17 protein-coding genes are annotated in these 14912 nt (G+C 33.4%); 4 read left to right on the forward strand and 13 right to left on the reverse strand.

Translation table 11 applies throughout. The features are described 5' to 3' along the window. Positions 1-789: 789 nt before the first annotated feature. From hisJ to EP747_RS06395, 11 genes are all read right to left on the reverse strand, one after another. Positions 790-1620 carry a histidinol-phosphatase HisJ gene (hisJ, locus tag EP747_RS06350; RefSeq protein WP_129689041.1) on the reverse strand — a complete coding sequence of 277 codons (831 nt, stop codon included), beginning with the start codon at positions 1618-1620 and terminating at the stop codon, positions 790-792. Continuing rightward, complete coding sequence (gene hisIE, locus EP747_RS06355) at positions 1617-2264, reverse strand: bifunctional phosphoribosyl-AMP cyclohydrolase/phosphoribosyl-ATP diphosphatase HisIE (RefSeq protein ID WP_129689042.1); 648 nt, start codon at positions 2262-2264, stop codon at positions 1617-1619. Before hisIE ends, hisJ begins: the two co-directional genes overlap by 4 nt. Positions 2265-2275: 11 nt before the next feature. Then, the gene (hisF, locus tag EP747_RS06360) at positions 2276-3034 is read right to left on the reverse strand and encodes an imidazole glycerol phosphate synthase subunit HisF (RefSeq protein WP_129689043.1); all 759 of its coding nucleotides are present in this window, start codon (positions 3032-3034) and stop codon (positions 2276-2278) included. Then, complete coding sequence (gene hisA / locus EP747_RS06365) at positions 3004-3735, reverse strand: 1-(5-phosphoribosyl)-5-[(5-phosphoribosylamino)methylideneamino]imidazole-4-carboxamide isomerase (protein WP_129689044.1); 732 nt, start codon at positions 3733-3735, stop codon at positions 3004-3006. The genes hisF and hisA overlap by 31 nt, the downstream gene beginning before the upstream one ends. Further along, positions 3713-4336, reverse strand: a complete 624-nt coding sequence (hisH, locus tag EP747_RS06370) for an imidazole glycerol phosphate synthase subunit HisH (RefSeq protein ID WP_129689045.1) — start codon at positions 4334-4336, stop codon at positions 3713-3715. Before hisH ends, hisA begins: the two co-directional genes overlap by 23 nt. Further along, a complete protein-coding gene (gene hisB, locus EP747_RS06375) occupies positions 4337-4915 on the reverse strand; it encodes an imidazoleglycerol-phosphate dehydratase HisB (protein WP_328590708.1) in 579 nt (192 codons plus the stop codon). After that, positions 4912-6198 carry a histidinol dehydrogenase gene (gene hisD / locus EP747_RS06380; protein ID WP_205753812.1) on the reverse strand — a complete coding sequence of 429 codons (1287 nt, stop codon included), beginning with the start codon at positions 6196-6198 and terminating at the stop codon, positions 4912-4914. Before hisD ends, hisB begins: the two co-directional genes overlap by 4 nt. Further along, entirely contained in the window at positions 6179-6826 is a 648-nt protein-coding gene (hisG, locus tag EP747_RS06385) for an ATP phosphoribosyltransferase (protein WP_129689047.1), read from the reverse strand. The genes hisD and hisG overlap by 20 nt, the downstream gene beginning before the upstream one ends. After that, the gene (locus tag EP747_RS06390; protein ID WP_129689048.1) at positions 6823-7740 is read right to left on the reverse strand and encodes an ATP phosphoribosyltransferase regulatory subunit; all 918 of its coding nucleotides are present in this window, start codon (positions 7738-7740) and stop codon (positions 6823-6825) included. The genes hisG and EP747_RS06390 overlap by 4 nt, the downstream gene beginning before the upstream one ends. 387 nt (positions 7741-8127) lie before the next feature. After that, positions 8128-8304, reverse strand: a complete 177-nt coding sequence (locus EP747_RS24180) for a hypothetical protein (RefSeq protein WP_165346863.1) — start codon at positions 8302-8304, stop codon at positions 8128-8130. A 202-nt stretch (positions 8305-8506) separates the two neighbouring features. Next, positions 8507-9193 carry an ArsR/SmtB family transcription factor gene (locus tag EP747_RS06395; RefSeq protein WP_129689049.1) on the reverse strand — a complete coding sequence of 229 codons (687 nt, stop codon included), beginning with the start codon at positions 9191-9193 and terminating at the stop codon, positions 8507-8509. 98 nt (positions 9194-9291) lie between these two features. On the opposite strand from EP747_RS06395, the gene EP747_RS06400 reads away from it, so the two are divergent. Next, entirely contained in the window at positions 9292-9894 is a 603-nt protein-coding gene (locus tag EP747_RS06400) for a flavin reductase family protein (protein WP_129689050.1), read from the forward strand. 171 nt (positions 9895-10065) lie between these two features. Here the strand turns inward: EP747_RS06400 and EP747_RS06405 are convergent, their stop codons facing one another. Then, positions 10066-10446: a hypothetical protein gene (locus EP747_RS06405; protein WP_165346889.1), complete on the reverse strand. Its 381-nt coding sequence runs from the start codon at positions 10444-10446 to the stop codon at positions 10066-10068. Positions 10447-11219: 773 nt separating this feature from the next. Here EP747_RS06405 and EP747_RS06410 point away from each other — a divergent pair. Together EP747_RS06410 and EP747_RS06415 are read left to right on the forward strand one after the other, a co-directional pair. Continuing rightward, positions 11220-12236 carry an aldo/keto reductase gene (locus EP747_RS06410; RefSeq protein ID WP_129689052.1) on the forward strand — a complete coding sequence of 339 codons (1017 nt, stop codon included), beginning with the start codon at positions 11220-11222 and terminating at the stop codon, positions 12234-12236. 26 nt (positions 12237-12262) lie between these two features. Then, positions 12263-12688, forward strand: coding sequence for an SRPBCC family protein (locus tag EP747_RS06415; protein ID WP_129689053.1), 426 nt, complete (start codon positions 12263-12265; stop codon positions 12686-12688). A 460-nt stretch (positions 12689-13148) separates the two neighbouring features. Here EP747_RS06415 and EP747_RS06420 read toward each other — a convergent pair whose 3' ends face one another. After that, positions 13149-14117, reverse strand: coding sequence for a helix-turn-helix transcriptional regulator (locus EP747_RS06420; protein WP_268895586.1), 969 nt, complete (start codon positions 14115-14117; stop codon positions 13149-13151). A gap of 253 nt (positions 14118-14370) precedes the next feature. Between EP747_RS06420 and EP747_RS06425 the strand changes: the two genes are divergently transcribed. Then, positions 14371-14850 carry a hypothetical protein gene (locus EP747_RS06425; protein ID WP_129689055.1) on the forward strand — a complete coding sequence of 160 codons (480 nt, stop codon included), beginning with the start codon at positions 14371-14373 and terminating at the stop codon, positions 14848-14850. The last annotated feature ends 62 nt before the right edge of the window (positions 14851-14912 follow it).

The following is a 14912-nucleotide window of genomic DNA, read 5'->3' on the forward strand; positions in this document are numbered from 1 at the left end:
TATATTTAGAAAAAATTTCTAATTTTTCTTAATTATACATCAACGTTTGATTTTTGTAATTTGGGGGAATTTCATTTTTTCAAGAAAATTATCACAAAAAAAACGATAAATTATCAATTTATCGTCATGCTGTTGAAAATAGAATTTTTCAATTAAATTGTTGGATTCATCATTGATAAGTAAGTTGTGTCATATTGATTTCCACTACAGGGTTCTCGCTTTCCATGGGGCGAGACCTGAGCCTCCTCGGCGCCGCCTGTGGGGTCTTTAGCCTTCCCGCTTCTCCCATAGGAGTCGAGCCCCCTTTCGTTCCAATCAAGTTCTTTATAAAAAAATAATAATCTTAAAAACAATGGAATAGTCAATTGAAATAACTTCTGATGACGACTTACACATCTTTACAAATATTGATCGTCAAAAAACAAGATATTATAATTTTTGCAAGTTAGTTAAAACCTTTATAAATCAACCAAAATCAGTGTTTATCAATAAGATGACAGATAAAACAATAATAAATAGACTATTTTTTCATAGATATTCATTTATTATTAGTATTTTTCAATATTGACTACAATATATTTCAACACGTTGACAATAATTTATCAATTTATCGTCAGCGTGTTGAAATAATACATAATCATAAAATGTTCATGGGTTAGTAAAAAAGCAAAAAGATTAAAATTAGTTACTCTTAAGAGGTTCATGAGTTAGTTAATTAGCAAGTTGGTGTAAATTACTTACTCATATGACCTAACAGATCAGTTTCCTCTTTTTAATATCACTTAATCGTCAGCAAGATTTTTTACTATTTGAAGAATAAACCTCATATCCTCTTCCAACGTCTTTTACACTATGAGAATCTGATCCATACATTAACTCTATATTTAATGCATTCGCGATTTCAACGACATGGTTTGGTGGATATGTTTCACCACAATACTCTTTAAATAATCCTGCTGTATTATAGTCTAAAATATATTTTTTTTCTTTTACTAGCTTTAATAGTTCAACTTGTTTATTTAGTATTTTTTCTGTATCATCACATTTCAAAAATTGCTTAAATTTATTGCATAAAGTCATATGACCTATTCTTTTTGGTTTAAATGGACCTAAATCATCAACTATTGACTGTTTTACTACATCGTAATAAGCAAGTTGAAACGCTTCTGCACTCCCATAGTAATTTACTAAACCAGAAAGAGTATCTTCAGCTTTATAATCTATACAATGCCATCCATTTATTCCTTCTAAGTAATGGACTGATAAAAGTCCTGTGTCACAATATTTACCGTATTCTTTTAAAAAGTTTTTAAACCATACTGATTCACTTGGTAAATAATCGTATTCAAATCCAATTTTTATACGAATTCGATCCTTATACTGATCTCTTACTTTATACATTTCGTTAATATATTCGTCTAATTCATTTTCAGACATCGCAAGCGAAGCAACTGCATCATTTGGCTTTAAGCAGTTTTGAAATGATGATGGTACTGGTGTATGTTCAGTGATATGGTATTCATCGAACCCAAGTTCTATCGCTTTTTCGATCATTAATTGTACGTCATCACCACTTCCGTGCGGACAATAATGTGTATGCGTGTGCCCATCAATTTTCAAGATTTTACTTTCTCCTTCCTATTTATTAAGCAATTGTTTATCTCTTCAAGTTTTATTCCTTTTTCCACCATTAAAACAATTGTGTGATAGACAAGATCGCTAATTTCATAAATTAATTCTTCAGTTCCTTCATTCTTAGCTCCAATAATTACTTCACTTGTCTCTTCGCCTACTTTTTTCAATATCTTATCAATACCTTGATTAAATAAATATGTTGTATAAGATCCCTCAATCGGATTCTCTTTTCGTTCTCGTATCGTTTCATAAAGATTTGGCAAATAACTTAATGATTCATTCTGAACAATATCTTTTTCTTGCATTAAAGTTAATTTTTCGGAAAAACAACTGTAACTTCCTGTGTGGCAAGCTACTCCTACTTGTTCAACCTGTAGTAAAATTGAATCTTGGTCACAATCATAAGAAATCGATTTGACATATTGAAGATTCCCCGATGTTTCCCCTTTTTTCCAAATTGACCTACGACTTCTACTATAAAATGTCGCAAATCCAGTATCAAGTGTGAGTTTAATTGATTCATTATTCATATATGCCAGCATTAATACTTCTTTCGTATCAATATCTTGCACAATTGCTGGTACTAATCCTTGTTCATTAAAGCGAATTTTTTCGATATCAAAAAACATGTTTTCTCCTCCTATAGTCGAACTTGAATATTTTTTTCATTTAAATAGTCTTTTAATTCACTAATTTTGATCTCTCCAAAATGGAATACTGATGCAGCTAAAACTCCATCAACGTTTGCATATTCAATCGCATCATAAAAGTGTTCGACTTTACCAGCGCCACCAGATGCGATAACCGGCACATTAACTGCATTTGTAATTTTTTGCAGCAGCCGGATATCAAAACCTCTTTTCATACCATCTTCATCAATACTATTTAAGACAATTTCACCCGCTCCAAGCTCCACGCCTTTCTTAGCCCAATCAATCGCATCCCATTCAGTCTCTTTCCGACCACCATTTATAAACACTTTATAATTGCCATCTTTATTTAACTTTGCATCAATTGAAAGCACAACACATTGCGATCCAAAACGATCAGATGCTTCTTTAATTAAATTCGGATTTAAAATCGCGGCAGAATTAATTGATACTTTATCGGCTCCATTTCTTAATAGTTTTGTAAAATCATCAATCGAACGTACTCCACCTCCAACACTGAACGGAATACGCAATTCCTTCGCCACTTCAGAAACAAATTTCAATGATATATCTCTTTCTTCATTTGAGGCCGTAATATCATAAAATACTAGTTCGTCAGCACCATTATCACTATAATATTTTCCTAGTTTCATAGGTGAGTCAACATCTTGAATACTTGAAAACTGTTTTCCTTTCACGACTCGTCCATTACGAACGTCTAAGCACGGTATAATTCTTCTTGCAAGCATTTAAGTGCCTCCTCAACTGTAAATTTTCCTTCATATAATGCTTTACCAGAAATCGCACCGTAAATATTTAACCTTAGAAGTGACATCAGGTCATTGATCGAGCTCACTCCACCTGAAGCGATAATATTTAAATTTGTTTCTTCAGCTAATCTTTTATATGCTTCTACATTCGGTCCACTTAACATGCCGTCTTTTGATATATCAGTGTATACGACTGTTTTCACACCGAGTAATTCTAGTTGTTTACAAAATTCATAGCTATTTTGATTTGTCGACTCTTCCCATCCATTTATGGCTACAAAACTGTTTTTTGCATCTACTCCTACAATGATTCGATCACCGTATTTTAAAACAGCTTGTTCTAAAAGTTGTCTATTATTAATTGCAGCTGTACCTAAAATTACTTTTTCAACACCTAATTCTAACCAGAACGAAATCGAATCAAGCGATCTTATTCCTCCACCTAACTGAATGTTTAAATTCGTGTTTTGAACGATTTCTTTTATAATTGAAGCATTTTTCCGTTCTCCAGTTCTTGCTCCATCTAAATCAACAATATGCAATACTTTTGCACCTGCTTTTTCAAAATCTAACGCAACTTCAAGTGGTGAACTCTTATAAATTACTTTCTTATTAAAATCTCCTTGCTCAAGGCGAACACAATTACCGTCCTTTAAATCAATTGCTGGATATAGAATCATATAAACACATCTCCTTAAATGCTTTTAATAAATTCAGACCTGTTTCTGCACTTTTTTCAGGATGAAATTGCATTCCGTAAATATTATCGGATTTAATAATTGCTGGTATCTTAACCCCATATTCGGAATAAGCTAAAAGTTCATCATTTATTGAACTAATATAAAATGAGTGTACAAAATAGACATATTCGCCTTCATTTACATATTTTAATAATGATTCCTGTTTAGTAAAATTTAACTTGTTCCAGCCCATATGTGGAACTTTTACAATGTCAGGAATACGCTTTACTTGACCTTTAATTAAGCCAAGCCCATTCGACCCGAAGTTTTCTTCACTAAATTCATATAGTAATTGCATTCCCAGGCAAATTCCTAAAATCGGAGTACCGCTTTTTGCCTTTGTCTTTATACAATCTACTAAACCAAGTCGATTTAATTCGTTCATCGCTGCTTCATATGCCCCAACACCTGGTAGAATAATAGAAGAAGCTTGCTCAATCACTTCAATTACATTCGTAATTACTACAGGAAAATCAATTTCTTCACATGCTCTTTTTAGTGAATCTAAATTACCTACACCATAATCAATAATAATATTCACTTATAACATTCCTTTCGTGGAAGGTAATTTAGTCGAAGTTACTTCAACTGCTTGTTTAACCGCTCTGCCAAATGCTTTAAATAAAGCTTCAATTTTGTGATGATCATTTTCCCCATATAAAACTTCCATATGACAATTCATTCTAGCTTCAGAGCTTAATGCTTTAAAAAATTCTTTAAAATTCTGTGTATCAATCATTCCAATTCGTTCTCTTACCGTTCGATCATTATAAACAAGATACGGCCTACCACTAAAATCGACTACAACTCTTGCTAGCGTTTCATCCATTGGAATATAGCAAGAACCGTAACGATTAATGCCAACTTTTTCGTCTAATGCAATTAATAAGGCTTTACCTAATGCGATACCAACATCCTCTGTTGTGTGATGATCATCTACTTCAAGATCACCCTCACAAAATACTTCTAAGTTTATTCCGCTATGGAATGAAAATAGCGTTAACATATGATCTAAAAAACCAATACCAGTTTGAATAGTATTTTCTCCGTCACCATCTAAATTTAATGTCAAACGAATATTTGTTTCATTTGTTTGTCTTGATATCATTGCAGTTCTCACTTTGAATCCTCCTCAAATCGAATACTAATTGCTTTACCATGACCAAATAGTCCTTCTTCTTCTGCGATTACTTCAATATGTTTTCTTGCTTCACTTAAGGCAGCCTTATTATAAAAAACTACAGATGTTTTCTTTTGAAAATCATTTACATTTAATGGCGAAGTAAATCTTGCAGTTCCACTAGTCGGTAATGTATGATTCGTTCCCGCAAAGTAATCGCCAACAGGCTCTGGAGTATAGTCTCCTAAAAAAATAGCACCTGCATTTTTAACTTTATGAACGATTGACTCTGGATTTTTTATCATTACTTCAAGATGTTCAGGCGCTAGCTTATTAACAAGCTCAATTCCTTCCTCGATTGTTTTCACGACAATAATGGCTCCATAATTTTCGAATGAGCTTTTAATAATTTCTCTTCTTGGTTGTTCTTCTAATAAGTTTGGTATTTCTTGCTGTATTTTTAATGCAAACTCTTCTGAATTCGTAATAACAATACTAGATGCCATTTCATCATGCTCTGCTTGTGCCATTAAGTCAGCAGCAATAAATCTTGGATTGGCTGTTTCATCTGCTAATATGACAACCTCAGTTGGACCTGCAACCATATCAATTCCTACTATTCCTGAAACACTTTTCTTAGCAAGTGCCACATAAATATTGCCAGGACCAACTATTTTATCTACTTTTTCAATTGTTTCAGTTCCATAAGCCAGTGCCCCAATTGCTTGCGCTCCACCAATTTTTAATACCTTTGTAACACCAGCTAATTTCGCAGCTACTAGAATGGAGGGTTTAATTTTTCCTTCTTTATTTGGTGGCGTTACAATGACAATTTCATTCACTCCTGCTATTTTTGCTGGAATCACATTCATTAAAACTGTTGATGGGTACGCTGCTTTTCCACCTGGTATATACACACCAACTCTTTCAATCGGATTAATTAATTGTTGAACGTATGAATTTTTTTCATTTATTTTATAACCATCTTGCAGTTGCTTTTCATGATATGTCTCTATATTTTTCTTAGCTTCAATCAATGCATTTACTAAATTTTCATCAGTTTGTTCTAGAGCCTCATTAAACTCATCTTCACTTACTTCAAAGCTTTTAAGTTTGACCTCATCATAAATTAAAGAATATCTGCGAACAGCTTCATCTCCATTTTCTTTCACATTTAATAAAATCTTTTCTACGCTTTTTGTGATCTCAACAGTGGGTAAATTCGTTCGGCTGATAATATTTTCAAGTTTTTCGCTTTTATGATTAATCGATAAAATTTCCAGCATATATGTTCCTACCCTTCTTAATTTTTTCTATAAATTCAGTAATACGGAAATAGTTAAATCGATAACTTACACGATTTGAAATCACTCTAGCACTGATCGGAATCATTTCTTCTAAGATGACTAATCCATTTGCCTTTAAAGTACTACCTGTTTCTACTAAATCAACAATAATATCTGACATTCCTACAATTGGTGCTAATTCAACAGAACCGTTTAAATAAATAAGTTCAATATTTTGCCTAAACTGAAAATACTTTGAAGTAATATTTGGATATTTTGTGGCAACTCTTAACGTTTCATCACCTCGATCAATTAACGTACCTGGAAAACCCGCTGCTGCAAAAATGCATTTTCCAAGTTCTAAATCCATCAACTCATATACATCTTTCTCTTGTTCTAGCAGAATGTCTTTTCCTACAAAACCAAGATCGCAAACACCTCGTTCAACATATGTAGCGACATCCACAGGTTTCACTACTAAATATTTAATTTTGTGTAACTCATCTTCGAAAATTAGTTTTCTAGTTTTAGAATCAATTACTTTTCGGTAACCAGACTGACTTAATATTTTAATAACCTCATCTTCAAGTCTTCCTTTTGCAACTGCTACTGTTAGCCAACTCACTTTACATCCCTCATTTGACATGTTATCCAAGCATTTGTATCAATCGAAAATCCGATTGCATCAATACTGTTTTCCGAATCTTCAGACACCAGAAGATAGCGTCCTCCACTTAAAACCTCTTTATTTAACTGATCATAATACCCTTTAAAAACGATTCCGTCATAATAATCAAATTCATTTACGATTGATAAATCGAGAAGAATATTTGGACTAATTTCTTGAAATTTGATTACCTTTTCAACAGCATTTTCCATTTCATTATTTAATACTAAGCTTCTAAGTAATGAATGAAGCTTTTCTCCTTTACCTTGTAAACTAAATAACTGTTCAAAAACATTTCTAGCTTGAAACGGTAAATTAATTGCCTGAATAAATCGTTCTAATTCATCTATGTTTTTTAAATAAATTAGCTTTTTCAATTTGTTTTTTTGCGACTCGGTTAAATTACACTCTTTAAATAATCCTTCGATAAATCCTGTATGCCCGATTTCTAAAATAAAAGGAATATTGCTTAATAAATCAATTGCCATAATAACTATTTCTATTTCAGATGCTTCAGTAATTTGCCCTAAATTTTCAATACCAAATTGATTAATTTCTTCAAGCTCCACCCCATTATTTCGATAGATTGTTGATTGATAAAATACTTTACATTTCTCTTCCTTCAGCGCGATCGGATAAATTTCTTTCATCAATGCACTTGTTAAATCAGGTCTTAACAATAAAATTTGCTGTAAGCGTGTTAAAACAACAACTAAGTCTTCTCTAGCTAATCTTGGGTTTCGACTCGAAAATGAATCATACTCTTCAAATAGCTGAGGATGAAATGGGATATATCCTCGTTCTAGTGCATAATCTTCCATTTTTCTTTTATATCGATAATTGACTAATGACTGCTTTAATTTCCCATCCAATTGAACATTCCCCCTTCTAAAAAAACAAAAAGGCCATACAGGTTAAATGCCTGTATGGCCTTCTGGCACGACACAAGCACCTTTTTCGTAACACGAAGAGGGCTTGCATCTACGGTCAATTTTTGTCCATAGATTCAAACCCTGGGTGGATGATGATGTTGTAGCCCATTATTCGTGCGTGCGAAAAACATGTTCATGTCTCCTTTTTCGTTTTATTTTTATTCATCTTAATGAATTTGATATAAGTTGTCAATCCCTTTTGAAAAATAAAAATTTTGAAAGGGTTTACATTAAGATTTTTTAATTTTTTTGAATCTATTAAACTGAAAAACGTTTTTATTCTAATAACGAATGCCTCTGTTATAGTAAAATATTGAACCAAAAATCTTATCTAGTAAAGACATAATAAATAACATAAAACCAACTAAAAAACCCATGAATTATTGCCCAGAGAACTGATTTATGAATACTCCAAGATATTGAAATGGCTAAAGCAGAACCAAAAGTAATTGCACTTTTAGAACCAACTGGAACATTAAGTCTTTTTTCTGACCTTTCTTTCATATCTAAATCCCCATTTCCACTGAACCTATATTTTCATTTTCATATGTTAATATTTATTCTTCTGTGACAAGTATATTCTCTTCAAGAATTAATATTCTGTAATTGCATTGCGACTAAACTGCCAGTTGGAGTACTACTTATGCATGAGCTTGTATTATCAGGGCATCCAGCTTTTTCAGGTTGATTTTCGTAAATTGTTACTTTAGATATCAAAAGAAAATGTTTCTTTAAATCCTTTTTTTCCTTCAAATGTTATTTTTAATGCTCTTGTTTTTGGCATACGTTGAATCCAATTTAATTCTAAAAACCGTTCTAAAAGAGCATTTCCCAATGCTCCACCAAGGTGGTAACGTCTTTCACTCCAATCTAAACATTTATGTGAAAATGATCGACGCTTCTTCTTAATCTTTTCAAGATCAATTTGAAAATCAGTCAAGAATCTCTCTCCTTTTTCCGTAACAATAAATTCTTGCCTTTCTTCGTTTATAACTCCCAGATTAATTAAAGAATCAGTTAATTGTACCCCAAACTTACCAGCAGGGTGATCATAACATGTTCTAGCAAAACGTATTGCTGTATTTTCTGAAGCTTGTTTTAAAGACCTAATTTCACTTGGAGGGGCTATTGATAATAATGTCTCCATTATTTGAGCAACTTCCTGATTTCGAATACCGTAGTAACGATGTCTTCCTTGTTTTTCTACGCTAACTAATTTCGCATCGACCAATTTTGCTAAATGGAAACTAGCTGTTTGTGGTTTTATTCCAGCCATATATGCCAGTTCGCTTGCAGGATGAAACCTACCATCTAAAAGGACAGTTAATATTGCTGCACGTGAAGTTTCACTTACAAGCGTAGCAACCACTGCTACATTAGGATTTGCATTCATTTTCATTCTCCTTCCGTTATGTAATCCATATTTCGATGATAATTGAAATATTTATATTCTACAATAAATTTAAAGTACATAATAATAGGAGGAAAAAAATGAGTCATACAAAGTTGATTAAACCTAAAATTCTATACTATGGAACACCTGTGATTTTACTAAATACGTTGAATGAGGACGGGACAGTTAATATTAGCCCTATGTCTTCATCATGGGCTTTAGGAGATTGCATAATATTAGGAATTGGACTTGGCGGGAAAGCTATTGAAAATTTACAGCGTCATCCTGAATGTGTAATTAATGTACCTAGCCCTTTATTATGGGAGAATGTTGAATTTTTAGCCCCTTATACAGGAAAAAATCCCGTTCCTGATTCTAAGAAAAATATTGGATTTACATATGAAAAAGAAAAATACAATATCAGTAAATTAACCGCTACAGAGTCACAAACCGTAAAACCTACACGAATTACGGAATGCCCAATTCAAATTGAGGCAATCGTAAAAAACATTCGAATACCTGAACATTCACCTGATTTTGCAATTGTTGAGACACATGTTTTACATGTACATGCTCATAATGAAATCATCATTGAAGAAAATCATATTGATCCAAATAAATGGAGTCCACTAATATACAATTTCCGTCATTATTTCGGTCTCGGAAATCAGTTAGGTAAAACTTTTCGTTCGGAAATATAAGTATAAATTCTATATAGCCAGTACTAAAAATAAATAATGCTTAAAATATAAAAGTCAGATTCCAACTTGTAAGGAATCTGACTTAATTGTTAAATTTTTTAATAGGGAAAATTAATAAAAAAGATTTAACTCGTGTTCTTTAACTAAAGCAGTGCATTAGGTCAATACAATTTACTTATGATTTAATAATGTTTCAATTGCATTAACTAATTTTGCATTATCTTTTTTTGTCTTTCCTGCTATTTCACTAGTTGTGAAACTCATTAACTTTTTGTCTTGATTATACAATGTAACACTGTATAACCATCCCTTTACATTAGTGTTTTTATTTTGGGTAACTTTAATAACTTTAATATCACTAATAAAGTTTTTAATTGCCTTCTGATCTGTTATTACTGAGATCTCCCCATTCTGACCGTTAGTAACTTCAATTTTACTAATTTCATTTAAATTTCCGTGATACACTTCTGAAAAACTCTTGTTATCCGTATTACATCCAGAAAGTAATGAAAAAACACTAATACAAAGAAGTATGTATATAATTTGTTTCAAATTTACTCCACCTTCAAATATTTTTAAGATAATTATATCAACTTAACGACTTATGTAATTTGGGGGAATTTCGCCTTTTTTCACAGAATATCAAATAATCCTAATGCAACTAAACTGCTTTTTAGCGCAATAAAAAAAATCGACTATTTGCCGATCATGTTGTTCAACTTATGCATGCTTTAGTTCAATTAGGATTTTATTCCTCTTTAAAAATTGGTCCATGTATCATCGCCTGTAATTCTATCTATTATATCTTCTGCTTCCCAAACAGCTGCTTTTTCTAATACTTGACAGTCAGCTTTATTAGCTTTACTAATTTCTCCTTTATGGTAAATTGATTATTCGCATGAGATACTGTCAATTATTCAATATGGAGGTGGCCATTTTTCTTCTCTTTTTGTTTATAATCGAAATTTAAATTTTGTAGGTTCATATTTATCCCCTCTCCTTTTTTGATACATATTGAATAAGTTAACATTACCATATATTGTAATTAGCTTGTTTTTTATTGATTGTGCCAATTAAAATGTTGATTTTGGATCCCCAAAAAACTGCCTATACATATGTAACCAAAAGGTGCCTATAGAACATACAAGTTACTATCGCACTTAAAAGTACGTTCTTCTTTTCTTTATTAATTTATTCCATAATAGCAACTGTAGAGAATAGTTTCCTTAGATGACATCATTAATCACCTAATTACTACTCTCTAACAACATTATTTAAATTAACTTCATGTTTACATGAAGATTAGTATATATAGGAGGATTTATATGGAAGAGAAAAACTTATTTAAAGGAAAACTAGGTTTCGGAACTGCTCCACTAGGAAATATGTTCCGTAACATCCCAGATGACGAAGCAATCGCAACTGTTGTAGCAGCTTGGGATCATGGCATTCGTTACTTTGATACAGCTCCACTCTATGGTGCAGGTCTGGCAGAGATGCGTCTAGGAGAAGTATTATCAAGATACAATCGTGATGATTATATTTTAAGTACAAAGGTTGGTCGTTTAATTCTTGATGAACTAGAAGACGTTTCTGCAAGAGACTTAGGTGAAAAAGGTGGAGTATTTGAATTTGGTCGTAAGAATAAGCTTGTGAACGATTATAGTGCTGACGCAACTTTACGTTCAATCGAACAAAGTTTAAATCGTTTGAAAACTGATCGTTTAGACATTGTTTATGTTCATGATATTGCAAAAGACTTTTATGGAGACGAGTGGATAGCGCAGTTTGAAATTGCTCGCACTGGTGCTTTCCGTGTACTTTCTCAATTACGAGACGAAGGTGTTATTAAATCTTGGGGACTTGGTGTAAATAAAGTAGAACCGATCGAAATCGCATTAGAATTAGGAGAATACAAGCCTGATGTTAGTTTATTAGCTGGTCGTTATACACTTCTGGATCATGAGCGAGCACTTCAACGATTAATGCCCGAAGCTGCTAAACAAAATGTTGATATTATCGTTGGTGGTCCATATAGCTCAGGTATTCTAGCTGGTGGAACTCACTTTGAATATCAAAAAGCATCACCTGAAATGATCGCGAAAGTTGAGAAAATCAAAGGAATTGCACAAAGACATGGTATCAGTGTGAAAGCTGCAGCCCTTCAATTTTCAATATCAAATCCAGCAGTTGCAACAATCATTCCAGGTGCAAGTAAACCAGAGCGAATTGCCGAAGACCAAGCTGCATTAAATGAAGTAATTCCAGCTACATTCTGGCACGAAATGAGAGAACAAAAACTAGTTGCAGAAAATGCACCACTACCAATAGACATTAAATAATAACTATATAAATGGAGCGATATAAAATGGCTAACACAATCGTTACAATGGAAATTCCTGCAAATCCTGAAAAAGTATGGCAATTAATTGGCGGTTTCAATTCGCTACCAGATTGGTTACCATATATCCCAAGTAGTGAATTATTAGAAGGTGGACGTGTTCGTAGTTTGGCAAATCCGGATGGAGATACAATTGTTGAACGTCTTGAAGCATTCAATGATAAAGAGCGTTTTTATACGTACTCAATAATGAAAGCACCATTCCCAGTTACAAACTATCAATCGACAATACGTGTTCAAGAACATTCCGATCGTAATCAATCAATTGTTGAGTGGTCTGGTAGTTTTACTCCTGTGGAAGTAACTGATGAAGATGTAATCAATCTATTCAATGGGATATATAAAGATGGATTGGAAGCATTAAGAAAAGCATTTCAAGTTTTAACAGTATAGTAATTAAATTATCAAATAATGAAATAGGGGATGATAAAATATTAATTATCCTCTATATCTTCTTCAAAATCCGAAAACATTGACGTTTGTAGCGCAAATTACCCCAAGTGGAATAATACCCAAAAAAGAATCTGCAAATGGAATCAGAAATACTATAAGAACACCTAGGTTTCTTCGTACCTTTTGGATTCATTCGATCGAATAATAAACAAGTTTCTTTGATGAATGATAAATTTATAAATTATTTAAAGAAAGAATTTAATTCAATCGAAAAAACACATATATAATAGTTCAGAAGAAATACTGAAATAGGAGCTGATTGATCAATCAATCAGCTCCTATTTGTTATGCAACTATTGCATGCGTTAGTTGAAACAAAAATATTTATTAAAATATATAATTTTAGAATCCTTCCTTTTGAAAGTATAGTCAGATAATCTTAAAAAATCTCAGATAAAACTCAAGGAAAACTTAAATTGTCTAAACGCTTTTCCAAAATCACGCGCAGCTCATAAGGAATCCTCTCATACTCGACCCCTTTTCCCAAAAACAAAAGCCAATCCGCATAATACTCCAGCTCCTCAACATCGGTTATATCCAGCTGAACATTGAAAATCCCACTCGATTGAAACATTCCAGTAAATGATAAAATAATCCCAGGCGGGTGCATACGCTTAAAGCGCTGAATCCCAGTCGTATCAAGCTTCACAACAAGATTGGACTCACGTGCAAAAAGCAGTTTTTTGTTTAATATATCTTGCTCAGACCACTTCATCTCCCGCTCAGAAATTGCCGAATCCCGCAGCATCTCAACAGGCAAATAACGAAACTCCTCTGAATCAAAATCATAAACCTCGACCAGCCACTGAGCGTTCGAGTTAAAAATATGCAGCAAAAAAACGTCCATCAACTGCGGCCAGCCAGGAGTTAGCTCATAAGTCACCCGCAAATGCTTATCCCGTACAGCAAGAGAAATCAGTTTGTTCAACTCAGCTGGCGCAGCATCATCGAGCTCTAAAAGATTCGGATTGGCAGGATTTGTATTTTCAAAAAGCAAGATATTATTCAGCTCGATCAGCTCGTCTTGTTGGGTTTGCGACGCTATACCGATGAGTTTTTCAGTGATTGAGCGTCGATTTTGCAGATAAGGCAGCTGCGAATTTTTCGAGGCGATAAAGCTGATAAACATCGCCTTCAGCTCTTCTGGCGTGAAACGGGTGGCGGGCAGATACTGATTTTGCAGGACAAAGTAGCCTCCACCTCGACCAAGCTCGGACGTAAGAGGAAATCCCATCGCCTGAATCTCGTTAATGTCGCGGATCGCCGTCGCGCGGGATATCTTGAACTCTCGCTGAATCTCGGCAATCGTAAAATGTGCGCGATTATTTATGTAGCGCATGATCAGGTTCACTCGTTCTATTTTCTTCATATTTTTATTGTAGCAAAAATGTAGCAAAATAAATATCAGTAATGACAGTAAAACTTTATTTACATTAAGCTTATAATTATTTAAATTTTAGATTTTCAAGAGAAAAGCTAATAATTATTTAAATTTTAGATTTTCAAGAGAAAAGCTAATAAAACTTTATTTATTTGATCTTCTAAAAAAAGTATCATTTTTTGATACATTTGGCAAATAGAATCAATCTTGTAATAAATAAATCCACAAAGGAGAGAATAAAATGTCTATATACTCAATCAAAACTATCTCAGAAAACTACAAAATGACTGCTTTCGGTGTTTCACTTGAAGATTACAACGACTGGGCAGGTAATGCTGCAAAAACTGCAGCGAAAAAAGCTGAAATCACTGAAAATGGCAAGCTAGCTGAACTTCTAGCGATAGCTGACGGGCAAGAATATCAAATCAACTACGTTATCGACCACAAGGCTTGGCGCGGCTTTGGCGTGATGGGAGAGTTCGACATGGAAGGCGCGGTCGTTCTCGATTTCCTCGCTGGCGACTACCTGGTCGTGCCTGGCACAGGCACAAACAAAGATCGCCTTGCTGATGAAATCACAGGCAAGGTTTTCAGCGGCATGTTGGAAGAAATCACAGACTACAAATACGTTGGTCCTGGTAACTCAACATTCATCAAAGCAGCTGAAAACGGTGAATTCTACGGCGAAATGTGGCTTCGTGTAAAAAAAATTGAAGGCTAAACTCCGTTAAATTTGTCAAAATTTTTAAAAAAGGTCTGTCAAATTTGACAGACCTAATATAA

The sequence above is a fragment of the Gottfriedia acidiceleris genome, from assembly GCF_004138285.1.
Taxonomy (GTDB): Bacteria; Bacillota; Bacilli; order Bacillales; family Bacillaceae_G; genus Gottfriedia; species Gottfriedia acidiceleris_A.